The following is a 20,726-nucleotide window of genomic DNA, read 5'->3' on the forward strand; positions in this document are numbered from 1 at the left end:
TGCGGTCGCCACCGCCGCGCTGCAGCGCGGCGGTCGTGGCGCTCAGGCGGCGGCCGCGGGGGCGGGTTCGGGCGCGACGACGGCGGGGGCGACGACGACGGCGGCGCGCTGCCGGTGCCGCAGCGCCCAGCGGGCGGTGAGACCGGCGAGGACGACGACGCCGCCCAGCGTGGGGCGCCCGGGATGGGCGAGGGCCACGGCGATGGCGGCCGCGTAGACCACCGACAGCAGGACCGCGGGCAGCGGCAGGTGGGGCAGGCGGAGGTGCGCGAACGGGTGCACGGCGATGACCTTCCGGGAGGGACGGGCCCGCCGGGCCGGCGGCCGCACCCGCGAGGGGCGGCCACCGGCACGGCGACGGCGCGGTGAGGAGCAGCTCGGTGCCTAGGTGAGCAGGTCCTTGGCCTTCTGGAGCACGTTCTTGGTGTCCGACTGCGGCGTCCCGAACAGGCGCGGGTCGCCCGGGGGCAGGATCGGGGCGTCGGCGGTGGCCTCGATCGGGCGGGCCGAGAAGGTGCCCCGACCGTCGATCGAGGGACCGGAGGCCCAGCGGCCGGCAGCGGCGTCGGGACCGTCCGAGGCGTCGATGAAGACGTAGCCGAGGTCGCCGACCTCCTCCTCCAGCGGGAAGGCCTCGGGCACCGGGACGTTCTCCAGCCCGTCGGCCTTGAGCTCCTCGAGGGCCGCGAGCCACTGCTGCTGGTGGTAGTGGTCCCGGGTGACGAGGAACCGGAGCATGTCCTTCACGCCCGGGTCGTCGGTCATGTTGTAGAGCCGCGCCACCTGCAGCCGGCCCTGCATCTCGGCCGTGGCGTTGTACATGAAGTCCGCGTACAGGTTGCCGCTGGCGGTCACGTACGCGCCGGTCCACGGGTTGCCCATGCTGTCCATGTACGAGGCGCCGGCCCCGTTGGCGATGGCGTGCTGCGGGTTGTGCTGCCCGTAGCCGGCGGCGGCCTCCTTGGTGCGGTCGGCCGAGTCCGGCTTCAGCGGGATGTGGTCGAGCAGCCGGTCGATCATCGTCACGATCATCTCGACGTGGGCGAGCTCCTCGGTGCCGATGGCGAGGAGCAGGTCCTTGTACTTGCCGGGGAGCCGGCAGTTCCAGCCCTGCAGCAGGTACTGGGTGGCGACCGTCATCTCGCCCCACTGGCCGCCGAGGACCTCCTGCATCTTGCGGGCGAAGTCCGGGTCGGGGCCGTCGGGCTTGGCCTCGTACTGCAGAGCGTGGGTGTGCGTGAACATCTCGTGCTCCCTGCTGCGTCGTCGCGCCGCCGCTGCTGCGGTGACACCAGGGAGATGCCCCCGCCCGCTGGCCCGCCCGTGCCGACCCCTGGCCCGCGGGGGCCTACCTGTCGGGGAGCTGGATCGTGAGCGTGAACGCCGCGCGGCTGCCGGCCCACACGATCCGGCCGCCGAGCTCGCGGGTCTGCCGGCGCACCGACCAGAGCCCCAGCCCGGTCAGGTCCAGCGGCGGCTCGGGCCTGCTGAGGTGGCCCACCACCCGGCCGGTCGGGACGCCGGCCTGCGTCAGGGACAGGTCGACCCAGCCGCGGCGCCGGCCCACCCGCAGCAGCACGGGGCGCCCGGCGCCGTGCCGGTGCGCGTTCTCCAGCAGGTTGGTGAGGATCCGGCCGACCCGGGCATCCGCGACCCCGACCTCGTCGGCGCCGTCGGCCATCTCGACGGACAGCAGCGCCCGCGGCAGCCCGGCACTGGCGACCGCCGCCTGGAGCACGTCGCGGAGCAGCCGTGTTCCCGCCCGGGGTGGAGCGCCCGCCGTGGCGTCGGCCGTGCGCAGCATCGAGGAGAGGTGCGCCGTCTGGGCCCGGGCCAGGTCGAGCAGCTCCCGGCCGCCGTCCGGCAGGCGGTCGAGGCTGCCCAGGACCGCCTCCAGGGAGGCCAGCGGGCTGCGCATGTCGTGGCACAGCGCGCGCAGGACGGCGTCCTCGGTGCTGGGCGGCGGGGTGGGCGTCCCGCCGCGCCGGGGGCGCGGAAGATGCGCGCGGAGCACGCGGGCGAGATCGTTGAGCAGTCCGTGGCTGGGCTTCGACGTCGGGACGTCAGGAGCGAGGGTCACGGGCACCTCCTCACGAGGACCGGTCAGCAACGCCGGGGGACGACGGGCGACAGGGGAGAAGTGTCGGAGACCGACGGCGCGCTCACTGCTGAACGCGGAACACCGGTGGACGTCGTGGTCGTGGACGACCACCCGCTGTTCACACGGGGCCTGACCCTGCTGCTGCCGGGACTGAGCGGCGGCAGGGTGCGCGTGGTGGGGACGACGGACGACGCCTCGGCGGCGGCCGCGCTCGTGCGGCGCCACCACGCGGACGTGGCGATCGTGGACCTGCACATGCCGCCTCCCGGGGGGACCAGGGCGATCGCGGCGATCCGGCGGGCCGACCCGATGGTGCGGGTGGTGGCGCTGTCGGGGCTGGCCGAGGCCGACGCGGCGATCGAGGCGCTGCGGGCCGGGGCCGCGGGCTTCCTGCCGAAGACCGCCGACCCCGAGCACCTGGTGCTCCCGCTGCTCGCCGTCCTCGACGGCTGGTCGGTGGTCCCCGAGGCGCTGCTGCGGCAGCTGCTGGCCGACGCGACCCCGGCCGGGGACAGCGTCGCGGACAGGCTCACCGCGGACGAGCGGCGGCTGTGGCGGCTGATCGCCGAGGGCACCAGCACGGTGGACATCGCCACGACGCTGCACGTCTCGGAGCGGACGACGAAGCGGCTGGTGGCGCACCTGCTGCGCCGGCTGGACGTGGCCACCCGGGTGGAGGCGGCCGCGCTGGCCGGACGGGAGGGGCTGGGGAAGGACAGCGGTCCGGGGCGGCAGGCCGGTGGCCTGGCGGGGTGACCGGCACGCGATGTCATCGCCGCCCCGCTACCCGGGCCGGTGATCGTCACGCGCGGAGGAAGGAAAGGTTCACCTACCTCTGGTTCGCCGGGTCCAGGGCGCGGGCCCAGGACCCGCTGGCTGCCGCGGTGAAGGACGGCGTCTCGGCCGCGGCCATGTCCACCGCCGCGTAGCCGCCGCTACCCGCGCCCACGCACGCGGTGACCGTGGCCAGGCCGGCGCGGCGCTGGAACCACGACTGCCTGACCTGCCAGCCGATGACCGCGCGGCGCTCGAGCACGATCTGCTCGCGCACCAGCCAGCCGCGCCGGACGCTGAACGAGCGCGGTCCCGCGGCGTGCCCGAGCGCGGCGTAGAGGCTCCGGGCCAGCAGCACGCCGAGCACGGTGACGACGGCGCCGGCGATCGCGAGCTCCCAGTGGCCCGTCCTCGCGCCCAGCACGAGCCCACCCGCCGTGACGGCGAGGCCGGTGACCAGGGCCCGGATGATGCGTCGTCGTCGGGCCGCGGCGGGGTGGGCTCGCAGCGGGCCAGGGTCCGCGACCAGCAGGGAGGCCAGCGACCACGCCTCGTCCCGCGGGCCGAGCGGCAGCAGCTGACCGCGCCGTGCGGCGTCGGCGAGACCGGTGACCAGGGCGGTCGCCCTCCCGGCGCCGACCAGCCGCATGCCGAGGCCCTCGGAGACGCTGACCCCACGGACCCGGTCGATCTCCAGCTCGGTGTGCCGGCGGGTGAACAACCCGCGGACGGCCACGAGCGAGCTCCCGCGCCGGGTCAGCCGGAAACCCCAGTTGACGATCGCCGCGCCGATGACCGATCCGGCGACCAGGAGCAGCAGCGCGCCTCCGACGACGCCCGCCGCCACGGCCCAGGCCGCCGCGGGGAGCTCGACGTCGAAGAGGTCGCCCACCGGGTCGCCGGGGACGTCGTCGAGCACGCGCGAGAGCGCACCCAGGGCGGCAGCGGGGAGAGCGAGGTAGCTGCCCACCAGCGGCGCGTAGAGCAGCCAGCGGTTGTCCCAGCGGGAGAGCTCCTCCTCGACGGGCTCCGGGGAGGGCTCGTCGGCGGGCGTTCCGCGGTGGGTGAGGACGGCGACCCGCAGCCGGTCCCCTTCTGCGCGGGAGACGCCGTCGACCACGACCTCCTCGTCCTCGCCCGCGGCGCCGGCGGCGGCGTCGACGCGCACCCGCACCAGGCCGAACAGCCGGTGCAGGAGCGGGGCCTCGACCTCCACGCCGCGGATGCGGTCGTTCGGCACGGTGCGCACCGAGCGGGAGAGCAGCCCCCGGGTGATGACGACGGAGCTCGGCCCGTCGGCGTAGGAGAACCGCCACCAGGACAGCGCCGCGGCGGCCAGCGAGAGCACGGTGATGCCGACCGCCATCAGCGCGATCGTCGTCAGCCCGCCGCCGAAGCCGAAGCCCGCCACGATCGGGATGAGGATCGGGACCAGCTGCCGGGCCTGCTTGAACGTGACGGTGTGCACCAGCACGATCCGCGACGACGTGCGGCGGATGCCGGGCGCGACGAGCGGCGGCGTCACGTCGCCTGGTCGCGGACCAGCTCGGCCCGGCGGGCGAGGTCGTCGGCGACGCGCTGCGCCATGCCGTGCTCCAGGTGCCAGATGCGCACGGTGCCCTGGCTGGACGCGGTGAGGACCGCGACGGTGGCCAGCCCGAACATCTGCTGCAGCACGCCGCGGGTCACGTCGACGGTCTGGATGCGGCTGATGGGCACCAGCGTCCAGGTCTGGGTGAGCCAGCCGGTGCGCGTGTAGGCGGCCTCGGCGGTGATCTCCCAGCGGTAGACCCGGTGCTTGACCCACGGGCGGATGCCCACGGCGACCACCGTGTGCAGGGCGGCGGCGATCGGCAGCACCCAGCGCAGGACCGGCACCGGGCCGCCCGCCGATGCGGGGACGAACAGCAGGAAGGCCCCGGCGCCGAGCCAGAGGATCACCGTGCTGATGGCGCTCTCGACCGTCCACAGGCCGATCGCCGAGCGCGGGAGCTCCCAGGCGGGCTCGCGGACGGCCGGAGCCGGGACGGTGGTCATCGACTCCCATGCTGCCAGTCGCGGGTGGGCGCCGGTGTGGCTCCGTCCGGGTGGTGGTGCGGCACTCGACTGGCCGACGGTGGCCCGTTCTGGCTGGGTGGAGCCGTGAGTGGCAGCGTTCTCGCGGTCCCGGCCGGCGACTTCCAGCCCGTCGTCGGCATCCCGGTCATCGTGGTCTGCGTTCTGGTCATCGGCTACAAGATCTGGAAGTACCTCCGGGAGTAGCGCGTCGACGCCGGGCGGGATGGCAGTCGGACCCGTGAGGTCCGGTCGGCGCCGTGGAACCATGGGAGGCGTGATGCCGCACCAGATCCCGACCGTGTCCGCCGCCGAACTGCCCCAGGACGCCGTCGTCCTCGACGTGCGCGAGGACGACGAGTGGGTGCACGGACACATCGAGGGCGCCACCCACATCTCGATGGGCGAGGTCCCGGCCAAGCTCGACGAGCTGCCCGAGGGCGACCCGCTCTACGTGGTCTGCCGCAGCGGCGGCCGGTCGGCGCGGGTGGCCGCATGGCTCAACCAGAACGGCTTCGACGCGGTGAACGTCGGCGACGGCATGGGTGCGTGGGAGGCGGCCGGTCGGCCCATGGTGAGCGAGACCGGCCAGCCCCCCTTCGTGCGCTAGTCCCCAGGGCCGAGATGGCCATTTCGGCCCCTGAGGGACATCAGCTCGGGAGCTGATACTCCGCGAACTTCGTGCGCAGGTCCTTCTTCGAGAACTTGCCGACGCTGGTCTTGGGCACCTCGTCGATGAACTCGACGGCGTCGGGCATCCACCACTTGGCGATCAGCGGCTTGAGGTGCTCGAGGATGTCCTCCTCGGTCGCCGTCTCGCCCTCGACCAGGACGACGGCGGCCAGCGGGCGCTCGTCCCACTTCGGGTGCGGGACGCCGATGACCGCGGCCTCCTTCACCTTCGGGTGGCTCATGATCGCGTTCTCCAGGTCGACCGAGCTGATCCACTCGCCGCCGGACTTGATCAGGTCCTTGGTGCGGTCGGCGATCCGGATCGAGCCGAAGGAGTCCATCGCGGCGACGTCGCCGGTCTTCATCCAGCCGTCGGCGGTGGAGAGCTCCACGCCGGCGTCGGGGTTGTAGTAGTCCTGGGCGCACCACGGCCCGCGCACCTGCAGCTCGCCGGTGGCCTTGTCGTCCCAGGGCTGCGGCTCCAGCGTCTCGGAGTCCACGATCCGGGCCTCGACGCCGAGGAACGGGATGCCGGCGCGGGCGCGCTGCGCGGCCTTGGTCTCGTCGTCGGCGTCCTCGTAGCGCTTCGGCAGCACGCCGGAGGAGGCGACCGGGTGGGTCTCGGTCATGCCCCACGCCTGCAGGATCGGGATGCCGACCTGCTCCCGGTAGGCCTCGCTGAGCGCCTTGGGCACCGCGGAGCCGCCGCAGCCGATGTCGCGCAGCTTGTGCGGCTTGCCGGCGAGGTGGGGGAGCACGCCCTGCCAGATGGTCGGCACACCGGCGGTGAAGGTGACGCCCTCGTCGACGATCAGCTTGGCGATCGCCTCGGGCTGCATCAGCGCGCCCGGCATCACCAGCGAGGCACCCGCGGCGGGCCCGGCCTGCGCGATGCCCCAGGCGTTGGCGTGGAACATCGGCACGACCGGCATGGCGACGTCGTTGATGCCCAGGCCGAAGGCGTTCGGGGCCATCACGCCCATCGTGTGCAGGAACGTCGAGCGGTGCGAGTAGACGACGCCCTTCGGGTTCCCGGTGGTGCCGCTCGTGTAGCACATCGAGGCGGCGCGGTACTCGTCCTCGACGTGGAACTCGACCGGCTGGGCCTCGGCCAGCAGCGTCTCGTAGTCGAGGACCCGGGCGTCGTCGGGGATCTCGTTGTCGCCGCCGTCGTCCATGACGACGACGTGCTTCACGGTCTCCATCGTGTCGATGAGCGGCCACAGCAGCGGCAGGACCGTGCGGTCGACGAAGACGACCTCGTCCTCGGCGTGGTTGGCGATGTACGTGAGCTGCTCGGGGAACAGGCGCACGTTGAGCGTGTGCAGAACCCGGCCCGTGCAGGGGGCGGCGAAGTAGAGCTCGAGGTGGCGCTGGCTGTTCCAGCCGAAGGTGCCGACCCGGCCGTCGGCGCTGATGCCGAGGGTGTCCAGGACGCCGCCCAGCCTGCGCGTGCGCTCCGCCCACTCGGCGTAGGTGGCGCGGGTGACTCCGCTCGGGTTGTTGGTGACGATCGTGCCGTCGCCGTAGTGCTGCTCCACGTGCCGGAAGATCGCGTCGATAGTGAGGGGGTAGTCCTGCATCAAGCCGCGCATGGCCGCATCGTGCCAGTGACCGCGCTCACCTTCCAGGCGAGGCGCTGCGGCTCACGCGGTGAGGACGACGGGCAGCGTCTGCAGCCCGCGGATCACGAACTCGGGACGCCGCTGCGGCTCTCCGCCCAGCTCGATCGCCGACGTCCGGTCCAGCAGCGCGCCGAACGTGGCCTGCAGCTCGACGCGGGCCAGCGGGGCGCCGATGCAGAAGTGCACGCCCGCGCCGAAGGAGATGTGCGCATTGGGCGTGCGGCCCACGTCGAGCGCGTCCGGGTCGGCGAAGACGGCGGGATCGCGGTTGGCGCTGCCGAGCAGGGCGGCGATCTTCTGCCCCTCCCGCACGGTGATCCCGCCGATCTCGACGTCCTCGGTGGCGGTGCGTTCGAACAGCTGCAGCGGCGAGTCGAAGCGCATCAGCTCCTCTATCGCCGTGGGCAGCAGGGTCCGGTCCTCCCGCAGCCGGGACAGCTCGTCCGGGTGCTGCAGGAGGGCGGCCAGCCCGTTGCCCGAGACGTTCACCGTCGCCTCGTGGCCGGCGTTGAGCAGCAGGATGCAGGTGGTGACCAGCTCGTCCTCGGTGAGCCGGTCGCCCTCGGCGTCGCGGACGCTCACCAGGTGGCTGACCAGGTCCTCACCCGGGTTCGATCGCCGCTCGGCCGCCAGCTCGCGCAGGTAGGCGACGAACTCCGCGGCGGCGCGCTCGGCGGACTCCTCGACCTCCGCCGTCCGGCCGTACTCGTACATCTTCACGATCGCGTTGGACCACGGCCGCAGCAGCGGGCGATCGGCCGCGGGCACACCCAGCAACTCGGCGATGACGGCGACGGGCAGCTCCTCGGCCATGCCGGAGAGGAAGTCGACCGGCTGCGTGCCGCTGGAGCGCTCCACCAGCCCGTCGGCCAGCTCGCGGGCGAGCTCCTCCACCCAGGGCCGCAGCCGCTCGACGTGCCCGCGGGCGAACGCGCTGGTGATCAGGCGCCGCAGCCGGGTGTGGTCCGGCGGCTCCATCTCCAGGATCGCGTTGCGGTGGATCAGGTTGAAGCTCTCGAACCGCTGGGCCGGCTGCTTGTCCGACCAGATGCGGCCCAGGCGTCGGTCCCGGAGCACGGCGTTGGCCTCGGCGTGGGTGAACGCCAGCCACAGTCCCAGCTCCTCGTGCCACTGCACGGGCGCCTCGGCCCGCGCCTCGGCGAAGGCGGGATACGGGTCCGCGACGAAGGAGGCGGCCCGGAGGTCGAGAGGAGGCACGCACCCGACCCTAGTGAGAGGGCGCCCTCGCCCCCGCCGCTCGCACGCGCGCAGCGGGCCCCTGCGAGGGGGCCGCCTACGCTGCATCCCATGGCTTCCCGCAAGCGAACGTCCGCCCCGGCCGCGACCGAGGGCGTCAACCCGAAGGCGCCGTGCCCCTGTGGCTCGGGTCGCCGGTACAAGCACTGCCACGGCTCGGGCTACGCCCCGCCGGTCACCCGGCCGTTCGAGGGCCTGCCCGGCGAGGCCGACTGGGTGGCGCTGCGGGAGCTGGTCCCGGCGGCGACGGCGACGCTGAAGACGACGGACGGCCGCGAGATCACCCTCGCCAGCGTGCTGCCCGGCGGTGCACCGGCGCTGGTGCGGGCCAACGGCGAGATCCTCGTCGGCGCCCAGCTGGCGGCGTCGTCCGACGACGTGAGCCGGGACCTCGGCACGGCGGTCGCCGCCGCGCTCGAGGCGCCCAAGGGCGCTCCCGTCGAGCCCGGCCCCATCGGCGGCGCCGGATCGGCCGGTCCGCGGCTGCAGGAGGTGCTCGACCTCTCCGCCCCGCTCGAGGTGCAGGTGCACGACAGCTTCGACTTCTGGCTGGAGGGCACCGAGCCCGGCGCCGCGGCGCGGGCGGGCCTGAGCCAGGCCAACGAGGCGATCCTGCCGACCGTCCGGCTCGAGGGGCTGGAGGCCGCCTACTGGGTGCGCCCCGGCAACGAGCGCGCGCACCTGCGCTGGGTCCGTCCGGAGAAGGAGGAGCAGCTCCTCGACGCGCTGGCCCGCCTCTCCGCCGCCGAGCAGATCCTCCTCGGCGAGGGCACCCGGTACGCCGGTGCCTTCCGCGCCCACGGCCTCGTCGTCCCGGTGTGGGACCTGCCGGCCGACGTCCCGGCCGAGGACTGGGTCGGTCCGGCCACGGAGTTCCAGACGCGGCTGGAGAAGGCGCTGGCCACCACCACCCCGCTGAACTCCGACGAGCGCCGTGCGCGGGCCGGGCTGCTGTCCCGGCAGATCACCCTGCGCTGACCGCACCTCGAACGCGATCGGCCTCTGCCCACCGTGGTGGGCAGAGGCCGATCGCATCAGGGGGAGGTCTCCCCCCGGGTCAGCTCTCGCGGCGGGCGACACCGATCACGGTCAGGGTGCCCAGGGCGACCAGCGCAGCCCCGGCCACGATGAACGGCTCCGCCTCGAAGCCGGTGTAGGCCAGCTTCGGAGCGGCGGTGGGCGTGTGGCTCACCAGCGCGGTCTCCTGCTCGCACCCGACGCCGTCGTTGTCGTGGTCGAGGTGCGAGCCGTAGCCGGGCTGGCCGGCGTAGACCGGCGCGGCGCCGCGGGCTCGGGCGTCGTCGCAGTTCGCATAGTGCGTGGCGGCCGGCTGGGTCACCGGCTTGGGCTGCTCCTGCGGCGGCGTGGGCTTCGGCTCCTCCTCGGCGGGGGGCCGGAGACCCTCGAGGCAGGCGGCGATGCCTTCCGCGACACCGGGCAGGAGCTCCTCGAACTCGGCGGCGAGCCCGGGGGCCGAGCTCTCGATCAGGGCAGGCAGCCCCTCGAGGAAGGTCGGCAGGTTCGCGAGGTTGTCCGGGTCGAGACCCTCCTCGATCGCGGCCTGCAGCTCCGCGGCGCCCTCGTCCAGCGACTCCTGGAGGCCCTCGACCAGGAGCGCGAGCTCCTCGCCGATGCACTCGCCCACGGCCTCGAAGTCCGGTGCGCCACCGCCGCCGCCACCGGGCGGGGCGGGAGCCTGCTGCGCGGACGGACCGCCGGCTCCGGACTCCCCGCCCCCGGTCTCGGTGGACGCGACGGGCTCGGAGGACCGCTGCTCGGTCAGGGCCTGGGGGCCGGTGTAGGCCGGGATGGCCTCGCTCGCCTCGAGCTGCTCGTCGACGGAGTGCGCGGGCGGGGCCGGGGGTTCCGGCGTCGTCTCCCGCTGCGGCTGGCAGTCGGGGAGCAGGGGGATCGAGTCGCAGCCGGTGGCTGACGGCACGGCCTCCGGTCCGTCGCCCTCCGCGGAGGCGACCCCGGTCCAGAGGAGGAGCATCGCCAGTGCAGTGAGCAGGGCGAACGGCAACTTCGACAACTTCGACACGGACGTCCCCCGCACGATCGGCTACCAGGCGAGTGCAGTGGACCACCGTTCACAGGTACCGCGAAGGTCCTGCTGGTAGCGGAACCGGGCAGACCCGTGTGCCGTGACGGAGTGTGACGGAGCGGTCCGCCCTCCGTTCAGAGGTGCGCGATCAGGTGCCGGAAGAACCCCGCTCCGCGGTGCAGCGTCGCCACCGAGATGCGCTCGTCGGCGGCGTGCAGCGCGGCCAGCTCGTCGCGGCTCAGGTCGAAGGGCATGAACCGGTAGACGCTGTCGCAGATCTGGCTGAAGTGGCGCGCGTCGCTGGCCTGCACCATCAGGTACGGGGCGACGGCGGCATCCGGGTAGGCGGCCCGCGCCGCCGCGCTGAGCAGCGCGAACGCGTCGTTGTCCGCCCGCGACACCGGCGAGGGGTCGCTGCCCGACACCACGCGCACCTCGACCGCCGGATCGCCGATCACCCGCCGCAGCCGGTCCACCGTCGTCTGCACCGTCTCGCCGAGCGCGATGCGGATGTTCAGGTGCGCCAGCGCCCGGGTGGCCAGCACGTTCGCGGCCGGGCTCCCCTCCAGCCGCGTCACCGCGACCGTGGTCCGCACGAGCGCGTTCGCCTCCCGGCCGGCCCGCGACAGCACCTGCGCCAGCGCCGGCCGCAGGCGCCCGGCGTGCGCGAACAGCGCGCGGTACGGGGCGTCCGCGTACCGGCCGACGGCGTCGACCATGCCGAGGACGACGTCGTGCAGGCGGGCGGGGAACGGGTGCTCCTCGATCCGGAGGATCGCCCTCGCCAGCCGGGCCGGGGCGCCACCGCGCGTGGGCGCCGAGGCGTGCCCACCGGCGTCGCTGGTGACGAGCTCGACGTCCAGCACGCCCTTCTCCGCCAGCCCGACGACCGCGACGCGGCCCGGGACGCCCGGGAACATGCCGGTCACCACCGCGCCGCCCTCGTCGAGCACCGCCCACGGCCGGATGCCGCGCTCGGTGAGGGTCGCGACGGCGAGCTGCGCGCCCACGCCGAGGACCTCCTCGTCGTTGCCGAAGGAGAGGTAGACGTCGCGCCGCGGGGTGACTCCGGCGGCGACCAGGGCCTCGACCGCCTCCAGGATCGCCACCATCGAGCCCTTGTCGTCGATGGCGCCGCGGCCGTGCACGTAGCCGTCCTCGACCAGCCCGGAGAACGGGTCGCGCGTCCAGCCCTGCCCCTCCACGGGGACGACGTCGTAGTGCGCCATCAGCACCAGCGGCGGTTCGTCGGTCGACCCGCGCCAGCGGTAGAGCAGCGCGCCGTCGCCCAGCACCTCCCGCTCCAGGACGGCGTGGGTGCGCGGGTACAGCTCGGTCAGCCGCTCCCGGTACCGCTCGAAGACGGCGGCGTCGCTCGCGCCCGGGACGCGGGAGGAGACGGTGGGGATGCGGATCAGCTCGGCGAGCCGGTTCGCGGCGCCCTCGGCGTCCAGGCCGGTCAGGTCGAGCGCGACCGGCTGGTCCTGGGGAGGGCGGAAGCGGGCCACCCGGCGGGCGCTCGTGCCCACCGCGGCCGCGGTCGCGGCCAGCGCGATCAGGCGTCTCATGCGCGGGACTCCTCCGCGATCTCGGGAACGGCCGGGTCGGAGAAGGCCAGCCGGGGGACGAACACCAGGGCCACGGCGGCGGCCAGCGCCGTCGTCCCGCAGATGATCCACACGGTCAGGTAGCCCGACAGCGAGCCCGCCGTGCCCTCCGCGCCGCCGGCGAGGACCGGGGCGCCGGAGGCCAGCGCGATGGCGAAGGCCGCGGAGGCGAAGGAGCCGCCGACGACCTTGGTGGTGTTGGTCAGCCCGGTGGCCACCGCCGTCCGGCCCACCGGTGCGGCAGCCGCGGCGGCCGCCGGCAGCGCCGCCACCAGCGCCCCGGAGCCCAGCCCGGCGATCGAGACGCACGCCAGCGTCTGGGCGAGGGTGTCGTGGAACGGCACCAGCAGCAGGTACCCCGATCCCACGAGGGTTGCCGCGCCGATCAGGGTCGTGCGCGGCGAGGTGCACCGGGTGACCCGGGCGAACTGGCTCGCACCGAGGAGCATCGAGATCACGTAGGCGCCGATGACGACGGACACCTCGCTGGTCGAGAGCCCCAGCCCGTAGCCGTAGACCTCGGGGTCGGTGCGGGCGTAGGTGGACAGCGGCCCCTGCGCGCCGAGCACGCTGACGCCGAAGAGCCCGGCGGTGAGCTGCACCGGCCACATCTCCGGCCGGCGCAGCACGCGCACGTCGACCAGCGGGTCGTCCTGGCGCAGCTCGTAGGCGACGAAGGGGACGACGAGCAGCACACCGAGCGCGATGACCGCCCAGGGCCACGCGGCGCCCTCGTTGAGGCGCACGAAGCTCAGCCCGCCCGTGACCACCAGCAGGATCACGGTCAGCAGGGCGGCGCCGGTGGCGTCGACGGTGCCGCCGGTGCGGTCCTCGCTCTCGGGCACCCGGAACGCCACGACCAGGCAGACCCCGACCACGAGCACCGCCGGGAGCACGAGGACCAGGCCCAGCGAGTCGCCCAGGTTCTGCCCGATCTGCCCGCCGCCGAGCGCGCCGACGATGGCTCCGGCCTGCAGCGCGGCGACGATCAGCCCGGTCGCCCGGCGGGTCTGGCCGGCCGCCCCGGGGGTGCGGCGGGAACGGCTCCAGATCAGCGCCACCTGCAGCGGCAGCCAGACGACGTAGAGCCCCTGCAGCGCCCAGGCGACCAGGAACACCGGGAAGCTGGTGGCCAGGGCCAGCGAGACGGTGGCCAGGGCGGTGGCGACGGCGGACCACAGCAGCACGCGGCGGTGCCCGTAGAGGTCGCCGAGCTTCGCCAGCACGGGCACCGCGATCGCCGAGAGCACCAGCTGGGCGGCCTCGAGCCAGTTGACGTCGGCGTCGTTCACGCCGAGGTAGCGGGCGATGTCGGTGAGCAGCGGGACGTAGTAGCCCTGCAGCACGCCGCTGGTGAACTCGACGAAGACCAGCCAGCCGACGAGCCCGCCACCGATCCCGGCGATCCGGCCGGTCCTCCGTGCCGTCTCCGTCACGCCTGCTCCTCCCGGTGCGGCGCGACCCTGGGCGACGCGCGGTGGCCGAGCGTAGTGGTCGCCGTCACCCCGCCGGGAGGGTCGACGGCGACGTTCCCCTCGCGTGGGTCGCCCCGTCGGCGCCGCCGGACCGCCTGGTTAGGGTGCCCGCGGGGCCGGTGCGGCACCCGTTCGGCTACTCCCGGAGGTACCCGTGGACCTGTTCGACCTGACCGGCAAGGTGGCCGTGGTCACCGGCGGCACCCGCGGCATCGGCCTGATGATGGCCCGCGGCCTGCTGCAGGCGGGGGCGAAGGTCTACATCAGCTCGCGCAAGGCCGAGGCCGGCGACGCCGCCGTCGCCGAGCTGCAGGAGTTCGGCACCGTCGTCTCCGTTCCCGCGGACCTCTCCACCGAGGCCGAGTGCCTGCGCCTGGCCGAGGAGGTCGGGAAGTCCGAGCAGCGGATCGACATCCTGGTCAACAACGCCGGCGCCAACTGGGGCGAGGCCTTCGAGACCTTCCCCGCCTCGGCCTGGGACAAGGTGCTCGACCTGAACCTGAAGTCGCCGTTCTTCCTCACCCGCGCGTTCCTGCCGCTGCTGGAGGCGGCCGGGGCCCCGGGCGAGCCGGCCCGCGTGGTCAACGTCGGCAGCATCGACGGCCTGCACGTGCCCGGCCTGCCCACCTACTCGTACTCCTCGAGCAAGGCGGCGCTGCACCACCTCACCCGCGTGCTGGCGCAGGAGCTGGGCCGCCGCCACATCACGGTCAACGCCGTCGCCCCGGGGCCGTTCGAGTCCAAGATGATGGCCGCCACGCTGGAGGCCTTCGGCGACGCGATCGCCGAGAAGGCACCGCTGGGCCGCATCGGGCGCCCCGACGACATGGCCGGCGTCGTCGTCTACCTGTCCTCGCGGGCCGGCTCCTACGTGACCGGCGCCGTCATCCCGGTCGACGGCGGCATCGCCACGACCCTGTAACCGCCTGGAACGGCCCTCGTGCAGGGGCCCGCCGCGAGCGTGCGAGCGGTGGGGGGCACGAGGGTCCTTCCTCAGTCGGGGAGCAGGACGCCGGGGTTGCAGATGCCCTTCGGGTCCAGCTCGGCCTTCACCGCGCGCAGCACCTTCACGCCGAGCGGCCCGATCTCGCGCTCCAGCCAGGGGCGGTGGTCGGCGCCGACCGCGTGGTGGTGGGTGAGCGTGCCGCCGGCGGCCAGCAGCGCGTCGGTGGCCGCGCGCTTCGCGGTCAGCCACTGCTGGATCGGCAGCGCGTCGTCCCGGTCGGCGATCACGGTCAGGTAGAGCGAGGCGCCGGTCGGGTAGCCGTGCGAGACGTGGCTCATCACCAGCGGCTGGTGACCGCCGCGGGTGAGCGACTCCCGCAGCGCACGGCGCGTGGCGTCGTAGACGGTGGGCAGCGCCGACCAGGTGGCCGCGGTCTCCAGCGTCTCGACCAGCAGGCCGCCGTCCATCAGCTTGTCGCGGGTGTACGGCGCCCCGAAGCGGTGCGACCGCCACGACTCGGCGACCCGGCGGCCCAACCGCACCGCGCCACCGTCGCGCAGCAGCGACGACGCGGCGCGCTTGCGGGCCCGCACGAGGTCGGGCAGCCCCTCCCAGCCGACCAGCAGCAGGCAGCCCTCGCCGTGCCCGCGCACCTTGAGGCTGCCGCGCAGCGCCTTGGCGCCGGAGCCACCGGCCATGAGCAGGTTGGCGCGGGTCTCGTCGGGGTCCGACAGCCGCACGACGTCGGGCAGCAGGTCGTGCCGGGCCAGGTTCTGCAGCGCAGCGAGCCCGGCCGGCCAGGTGCGGAAGGACCAGCCCTCGTAGGCGGCGACCGCCGGCTTCGGGCGCACCCGCAGCGTCACCTCGGTGATGACGCCGAGGGTCCCCTCCGAGCCCAGCGCCAGGCCGAGCAGGTCGGGGCCGGCCGCGGTCGCCGGCGGGGAACCGAGCTCCAGCACGCCCGTGGGCGTGGCGAGGGTCAGCCCGGCGACCAGCTCGTCGAACCGACCGACGCCGGTGGAGGCCTGGCCGGCCGAGCGGGTCGCGGCGTAGCCGCCCATGGTGGCGAACTCCCAGCTCTGCGGCAGGTGGCCGAAGGTCAGCCCCTCGCGGCCCAGCGCCTGCTCCAGCGCCGGTCCCCGCATGCCGGGGCCGACGGTGACCATCGACGACGGCACGTCCAGGGCCTGCACCGACGACATGCGCCCGAGGTCGACCGCGACCGCCGGTCGGTCGTCCGGGTCCACCCCGGCAAGCCCGCCGACGACGCTGGTCCCGCCGCCGAAGGGGACGACGACGATGCCGTGCTCGCTGCAGAGGGCCAGCAGTGCCGCCGTCTCCTCCGTGGTGCCCGGCAGGACGACGGCGCAGGGCGCGTCGGAGGCGTCGCCCTCGCGGCGGCGCAGCAGGTCCAGGTAGCTCTTGCCGCCCGCGCGGCGCAGCCGCGACTCCCGGTCGGTGCGAACGTTGTCGGCACCGAGGAGGCCCACCAGGGCGGCGTGCGCGTCGGCCGGCAGCCGGCTCGGGGCCAGCCGGATCTCCTCGACGGGCACCGGCGGGGTGGACCGCGGCGTCCAGCCCAGTTCGCGGACCAGGTGGCGGCGGGCGGCCTTGGTGAGCGCCCCGTCGAGGCCGTCGGGGTCCCGCTCAGCGGGTCCGGTGGGGGCAGGGCCCCATCCCTGGATCGTCAGTTCCGGCTGCTCGGGCACGGCTACAGTCTGCCGGTGCATCTCAGGGAGGTGGCCAGGTGATCGGGTCCCTGTCGCCCGAGCGGCGTACCCGGGACCTCGTGCAGCTGGCCGGTGCAGAGATCGACGTCGTGGTCGTCGGCGGCGGTGTCACCGGCGCCGGGGTCGCCCTGGACGCCGCCTCGCGCGGGCTCTCGGTGGCGCTGTTCGAGCGCGCCGACCTCGCCGCCGGCACCAGCCGCTGGTCGTCGAAGCTCGTCCACGGCGGCCTGCGCTACCTGGCCCACGGCGAGATCGGCCTGGCGCGGGAGAGCGCCCGCGAGCGCGCCGTCCTCATGGGCACGACCGCGCCGCACCTGGTCCGGCCCCTGCCGTTCCTCGTCCCCGACGCCGCCGGCCGCGACGTGAGCGCGCTGGCCGGGCTCGGCGGCCGGCTGGGCGACGCGGTGCGCCTGTCGGTGCCCGGCGGCCGGGGCTCGCTGCCCGCGACGCGCCGCGTGCGGGCCGACGACGTGGCGCGGATGACGCCCGGTGTGCGGCCGGGCGCGGGCGGCGTCGTCTTCTGGGACGGGCAGCTGACCGACGACGCCCGGCTGGTGGTCGCCCTGGCCCGAACGGCGGCCGCCCACGGTGCACGCATCGTGACCGGCGCCGAGGGCGTCGCCGTCGACGGCGCGGACGTGCACGTGCGGGTGGACGGGGGAGAGCTGCGGCTGCGCGCCGGTGTGGTGGTCAACGCCGCCGGCGTCTGGTCCCAGCAGCTGGCCCCCGGCATCCGGCTGGTGCCCTCGCGCGGCTCGCACCTGGTGGTGCCGGCCGACCGGCTCGGCTCGCCGTCCGCGACGCTGACCGTCCCGCTGCCCGGCTCCCGGTCCCGGTACGTGTTCGCGCTGCCGCAGCGCGAGGGCCTGGTCTACCTGGGGCTCACCGACGAGCCGGTCGAGGGACCCGTGCCCGGGGACGACCCGCAGCCCTCCGACGCCGAGGTGCAGCAGCTCCTCGACACGGTGAACCAGGTGCTCACCGAGCCGCTGGGCCGCGGCGACCTCGTCGGCGCCTACGCCGGCTACCGGCCGCTGGTGCTGCCCGAGTCCGCGGGCACCGGCCCGGGCGACGCCACCGCCGACCTCTCCCGCAAGCACCTGCTCCGGTGGGACGGACCGGTCCTCTCGGTCGTCGGCGGGAAGCTCACGACCTACCGGGCCATGGCCGAGGAGACCGTGGACGCCGTCGTGGCGCGGCTGGGCCGAGGGGCGGCACGGACGACGACGGACCGACTGCCACTGGTCGGTGCCGCACCGCGGCTGGTGCTGGACCGGGTGGGAGCGCCCGAGCGGCTGGTCGCCCGCTACGGCACCGAGGCGCCGCTGGTCGAGGCGCTCGGGCCGGCGCTCGTCGTGGCCGGGCGCCCGGAGACGGTGGGGGAGCTGCGGTTCGCCGTCCGGCACGAGGGGGCGCGGACGGTGGCGGACCTGCTCGACCGGCGCACCCGGATCGGCCTGGTGCCGGCCGACCGCGAGCGCGCGGTGCCCGTCGCGGAGCAGGTGCTCGCCGAGGCCTGATCCCAGCGCATGGGAAAGGTGTTCCACTGGGTGGACCCTGCGGAGCACGATCCCCGTCGTGGACACCTACACGCACGGGCACGCCGAGCCGGTCCTGCAGTCGCACCGCTGGCGCACGGCGGAGAACTCGGCGGCCTACCTGCTGCCGGCGCTGCGCCCGGGCCTCGACCTGCTCGACGTGGGCTGCGGTCCCGGCACGATCACCGTCGACCTCGCCGCGCGGGTGGCGCCGGGCCGGGTCCTCGGCCTGGACGTGTCGGCCGATCCGCTGGCCGAGGCCCGGGAGGCCGCCGCCCGGGCCGGCGTGGAGGTGACCTTCGCGGTCGGCGACGGCTACGCCCTCGACCTGCCCGACGCCTCGTTCGACGTGGTGCACGCCCACCAGGTGCTCCAGCACCTCACCGATCCGGTCGCGGCGCTGCGCGAGATGGCCCGCGTCTGCCGCCCCGGCGGGGTGATCGCCGTCCGGGACGTGGACTACGCGGCGACCACCTGGTTCCCGCTGGACGACGGCCTCGACCGCTGGCTGGAGCTGTACGCGCAGGTGGCGCGGGCGAACGACGCCGAGCCCGACGCCGGCCGGCGGCTGCTCTCCTGGGCGCACGCCGCCGGCCTGCGCGAGGTCACCGCGACGACGTCGTCCTGGTGCTTCGCCACACCCGACGAGCGGGCGTGGTGGGGGAACTCGTGGGCCGGCCGTGCGACGGCGTCGTCCTTCGCCGAGCAGGCCGTCGCCTACGGGCTGGCCGACGCCGCGGAGCTCGACGCGATCGCCGCCGCCTGGCTGCGGTGGCGCGACGCCGACGACGGCTGGCTCGGCATGCTGCACGGCGAGCTGCTCATCCGCCGCTGAGAGGGGCCGACATGGCCACGTCGGCCCCTCTCGGACGGCGTCAGGCCCCGTGGCGGGCGGCGTTCGCCTGGATCGCGGCGCTCACGAACTGCGCGAGCCCGGGCGCGATCCGCTCGTAGTACGCGGTGAAGCGCTCGTCCTCGAGGTACATCCGGCCCAGCCCGGCGTGCATCTCGTACCCGCAGTCGTAGAAGTTCCGGCTGATCTGCTGCCGGTGCTCCTCGGCCAGGTCCATCGCCTGCTCCGAGTCGGCCGCGACGCCCGACCGCAGCGCCCCGGCGAACCGGGCCTCCACGTCGTCGCCCTCGGCCTTGACCCGCAGCCAGTCGTCCTTGGTCATGGCGCGGGTCCGCTGCTGGGACTGCGCCCAGGCCTCGGTCTCGCCCCACTTCTCCTCGGCCTCGGCCGCGTACTCCTCGGGCAGCCAGTCGCCGAACACCTCGAACCGCTCCTCCGGCGTGAGCGAGATCCCCATGGATCGTGCCTCCATCTCCTTCTCGACGGCCGCGACCATCGCCGTCGTCCGCTCCAGCCGGTCCCGGAGCAGCCGGTGCTGCCGGCGCAGGTGCTCGGCGGGATCGGCGTCCCCGGACAGCAGGGTCGCGACCTCCTCGAGGGGGAACCCGAGCTCGCGGTAGAGCAGCACGCGGTGCAGCCGCTCCAGATCGGCCGGCGCGTACTGCCGGTAACCGGCCGCCGTCCGCCCGGACGGCTGCAGCAGCCCGATCCGGTCGTAGTGGTGCAGGGTGCGCACCGTGACGCCGGCCAGCGCGGCGACCTCTCCCACGTTCATCGGGATCCCTCCTCCCTTGACGACGACGAGCCTGGGGCCTGACGCAGCGTCGGGGTCAAGCACCTTGTACGGCTTACGCCCCGGGCAGTGGCAATCTCGTGCGGTTAGATACCTGCTGTGACCCGCGCCGCAGATGACTCGGAGATGACTTCCCCCGAGACCAGCATGGGTGCGGCACTGAAACGCTTCCGCGATGCTCAAGCAGAACTCGTCCTTCAGAACAACGACCTGGCCCTGCGAACTGTGGCGGACATGGTCCAGAGTGGCGCCATCGACGTCGCGCCCCAGTTCCAGCGTCGCGACCGCTGGGGCACCGACCAGCAGTCAGCTCTGGTCGAGTCTTTCCTGATGAATATCCCCGTCCCGCCGGTGTACCTGGCCGAGGAGTCGCTTGGTAGGTACGCCGTCATTGACGGTAAGCAACGGATTACCGCGGTGAGCGACTACCTCACTGGCAAGTTCCCGCTCCGCGGTCTGCGTGAGATACCGGGCATCAACGGGTTGAGGGCCGAGTCGCTTCCCCCCGAGATGCTGCGGACGCTGGAGATGCGCCCCCTCCGCGCGGTGGCGTTACTGAGGCAGTCTGCCGACCACCTGAAGTATGTGGTGTTTCACCGCCTCAATACGGGAGGCGAAGTTCTGAATGCGCAGGAGCTCCGTAATGTCGTGTTCCGGGGTCCGCTTAACGACTTGGTGTACGAACTTGCGGGGAATGCCTTCTTTCTCAGGCAGATCAAAGCTCAGGACTCTAAGTCTCCCGCGTACAAGAATATGCAAGACGCAGACTGGGTTCTTCGCTTCTTAACTCTCTCCGAGGAGTGGCAGGCGTTTAGTGGGGACCTAAGTCGATCGATGGACGACTTCATGGCGAGGAATCAGTTTGCCGCACCGGAGAAGTTGCATGAACTGCGCGAAAGGTTTGATCACGCGATAGCCACTTGCGAGCTACTCTGGGGGGACCTCTCCTTCAAGAGGCCCGTCGGCGCTGGGTGGCGTGATCAGGCGCTGGCGGGAATGTTCGATGCCCAGATGGTCAGCGTTGCTGAGCTCGGGCCTCGACGCCTTGCGCGCCTGGCGGGCACTGAAAAGCCGGCAAGGATTGTTGCCGCCCTATTTAAGAGTTCACGATTCGACGAGGCGGTCCGACAAGCCACGAACACGCCGAGTCGAGTGCAGTACCGGATTAGTGAACTGAAGGCGGCTCTCCTAGCTGCTGTGGGCTTGAGCTAACGTGTCGAGCGCCGCCCGAACAACGCTCTGGAATCGCATCAGAG

Annotated in this window: 19 protein-coding genes; 7 read left to right on the forward strand and 12 right to left on the reverse strand. The window is 73.8% G+C overall.

Translation table 11 applies throughout. From position 1 onward, the window contains the following. Positions 1 to 42: 42 nt before the first annotated feature. The 3 genes from DQ244_RS00115 to DQ244_RS00125 all read right to left on the reverse strand — a co-directional run bounded on the left by DQ244_RS00115 (position 43) and on the right by DQ244_RS00125 (position 2,080). A complete protein-coding gene (locus DQ244_RS00115) occupies positions 43 to 282 on the reverse strand; it encodes a hypothetical protein (protein WP_233491070.1) in 240 nt (79 codons plus the stop codon). Between the two features lie 102 nt (positions 283 to 384). Beyond that, positions 385 to 1,245: a manganese catalase family protein gene (locus tag DQ244_RS00120; RefSeq protein ID WP_113809481.1), complete on the reverse strand. Its 861-nt coding sequence runs from the start codon at positions 1,243 to 1,245 to the stop codon at positions 385 to 387. A 103-nt stretch (positions 1,246 to 1,348) separates the two neighbouring features. Continuing rightward, complete coding sequence (locus tag DQ244_RS00125; RefSeq protein WP_113809482.1) at positions 1,349 to 2,080, reverse strand: sensor histidine kinase KdpD; 732 nt, start codon at positions 2,078 to 2,080, stop codon at positions 1,349 to 1,351. Positions 2,081 to 2,140: 60 nt separating this feature from the next. Between DQ244_RS00125 and DQ244_RS00130 the strand changes: the two genes are divergently transcribed. Continuing rightward, on the forward strand, positions 2,141 to 2,857 hold the full coding sequence (locus DQ244_RS00130) for a response regulator transcription factor (RefSeq protein WP_233491071.1): 717 nt from the start codon (positions 2,141 to 2,143) through the stop codon (positions 2,855 to 2,857). A gap of 73 nt (positions 2,858 to 2,930) precedes the next feature. Here DQ244_RS00130 and DQ244_RS00135 read toward each other — a convergent pair whose 3' ends face one another. Both DQ244_RS00135 and DQ244_RS00140 read right to left on the reverse strand, forming a co-directional pair. Next, positions 2,931 to 4,400, reverse strand: coding sequence for a PH domain-containing protein (locus DQ244_RS00135; protein ID WP_113809484.1), 1,470 nt, complete (start codon positions 4,398 to 4,400; stop codon positions 2,931 to 2,933). Beyond that, entirely contained in the window at positions 4,397 to 4,912 is a 516-nt protein-coding gene (locus DQ244_RS00140) for a PH domain-containing protein (RefSeq protein WP_113809485.1), read from the reverse strand. Before DQ244_RS00140 ends, DQ244_RS00135 begins: the two co-directional genes overlap by 4 nt. Before the next feature lie 298 nt (positions 4,913 to 5,210). On the opposite strand from DQ244_RS00140, the gene DQ244_RS00145 reads away from it, so the two are divergent. Further along, positions 5,211 to 5,540: a rhodanese-like domain-containing protein gene (locus tag DQ244_RS00145; protein WP_233491072.1), complete on the forward strand. Its 330-nt coding sequence runs from the start codon at positions 5,211 to 5,213 to the stop codon at positions 5,538 to 5,540. Between the two features lie 40 nt (positions 5,541 to 5,580). Here DQ244_RS00145 and DQ244_RS00150 read toward each other — a convergent pair whose 3' ends face one another. Together DQ244_RS00150 and DQ244_RS00155 are read right to left on the reverse strand one after the other, a co-directional pair. Continuing rightward, positions 5,581 to 7,197 (reverse strand): long-chain fatty acid--CoA ligase, encoded by a 1,617-nt coding sequence (locus tag DQ244_RS00150; RefSeq protein ID WP_113809487.1) that lies wholly within the window; start codon positions 7,195 to 7,197, stop codon positions 5,581 to 5,583. A 51-nt stretch (positions 7,198 to 7,248) separates the two neighbouring features. Next, complete coding sequence (locus DQ244_RS00155) at positions 7,249 to 8,445, reverse strand: cytochrome P450 (RefSeq protein WP_233491073.1); 1,197 nt, start codon at positions 8,443 to 8,445, stop codon at positions 7,249 to 7,251. 90 nt (positions 8,446 to 8,535) lie between these two features. Between DQ244_RS00155 and DQ244_RS00160 the strand changes: the two genes are divergently transcribed. Further along, on the forward strand, positions 8,536 to 9,462 hold the full coding sequence (locus DQ244_RS00160) for a DUF5926 family protein (protein ID WP_113809489.1): 927 nt from the start codon (positions 8,536 to 8,538) through the stop codon (positions 9,460 to 9,462). A gap of 79 nt (positions 9,463 to 9,541) precedes the next feature. On the opposite strand, the gene DQ244_RS19505 is transcribed toward DQ244_RS00160, so the two are convergent. From DQ244_RS19505 to DQ244_RS00175, 3 genes are all read right to left on the reverse strand, one after another. Then, positions 9,542 to 10,525, reverse strand: a complete 984-nt coding sequence (locus DQ244_RS19505) for an excalibur calcium-binding domain-containing protein (protein WP_233491074.1) — start codon at positions 10,523 to 10,525, stop codon at positions 9,542 to 9,544. A gap of 137 nt (positions 10,526 to 10,662) precedes the next feature. Further along, positions 10,663 to 12,096, reverse strand: a complete 1,434-nt coding sequence (locus tag DQ244_RS00170; protein WP_199580084.1) for a M20/M25/M40 family metallo-hydrolase — start codon at positions 12,094 to 12,096, stop codon at positions 10,663 to 10,665. Beyond that, positions 12,093 to 13,571 (reverse strand): MFS transporter, encoded by a 1,479-nt coding sequence (locus DQ244_RS00175; RefSeq protein WP_113809490.1) that lies wholly within the window; start codon positions 13,569 to 13,571, stop codon positions 12,093 to 12,095. The genes DQ244_RS00170 and DQ244_RS00175 overlap by 4 nt, the downstream gene beginning before the upstream one ends. A gap of 193 nt (positions 13,572 to 13,764) precedes the next feature. On the opposite strand from DQ244_RS00175, the gene DQ244_RS00180 reads away from it, so the two are divergent. Continuing rightward, positions 13,765 to 14,532 carry an SDR family oxidoreductase gene (locus DQ244_RS00180; protein WP_113809491.1) on the forward strand — a complete coding sequence of 256 codons (768 nt, stop codon included), beginning with the start codon at positions 13,765 to 13,767 and terminating at the stop codon, positions 14,530 to 14,532. A gap of 71 nt (positions 14,533 to 14,603) precedes the next feature. Here DQ244_RS00180 and DQ244_RS00185 read toward each other — a convergent pair whose 3' ends face one another. Further along, positions 14,604 to 16,265 (reverse strand): FAD-binding oxidoreductase, encoded by a 1,662-nt coding sequence (locus DQ244_RS00185; RefSeq protein WP_113809492.1) that lies wholly within the window; start codon positions 16,263 to 16,265, stop codon positions 14,604 to 14,606. A 38-nt stretch (positions 16,266 to 16,303) separates the two neighbouring features. Here DQ244_RS00185 and DQ244_RS00190 point away from each other — a divergent pair, with 38 nt between their 5' ends. Together DQ244_RS00190 and DQ244_RS00195 are read left to right on the forward strand one after the other, a co-directional pair. After that, complete coding sequence (locus tag DQ244_RS00190; protein ID WP_113809493.1) at positions 16,304 to 17,806, forward strand: glycerol-3-phosphate dehydrogenase/oxidase; 1,503 nt, start codon at positions 16,304 to 16,306, stop codon at positions 17,804 to 17,806. 58 nt (positions 17,807 to 17,864) lie between these two features. Further along, positions 17,865 to 18,659, forward strand: a complete 795-nt coding sequence (locus DQ244_RS00195) for a methyltransferase domain-containing protein (protein WP_113809494.1) — start codon at positions 17,865 to 17,867, stop codon at positions 18,657 to 18,659. Between the two features lie 40 nt (positions 18,660 to 18,699). On the opposite strand, the gene DQ244_RS00200 is transcribed toward DQ244_RS00195, so the two are convergent. Next, positions 18,700 to 19,452 carry a MerR family transcriptional regulator gene (locus DQ244_RS00200; RefSeq protein ID WP_199580085.1) on the reverse strand — a complete coding sequence of 251 codons (753 nt, stop codon included), beginning with the start codon at positions 19,450 to 19,452 and terminating at the stop codon, positions 18,700 to 18,702. 117 nt (positions 19,453 to 19,569) lie between these two features. On the opposite strand from DQ244_RS00200, the gene DQ244_RS00205 reads away from it, so the two are divergent. Further along, complete coding sequence (locus DQ244_RS00205; protein ID WP_199580086.1) at positions 19,570 to 20,682, forward strand: DUF262 domain-containing protein; 1,113 nt, start codon at positions 19,570 to 19,572, stop codon at positions 20,680 to 20,682. Positions 20,683 to 20,726: the final 44 nt, after the last annotated feature.

This window comes from Blastococcus sp. TBT05-19, from assembly GCF_003319095.1.
In the GTDB taxonomy this organism is placed as follows: Bacteria; Actinomycetota; Actinomycetes; order Mycobacteriales; family Geodermatophilaceae; genus Blastococcus.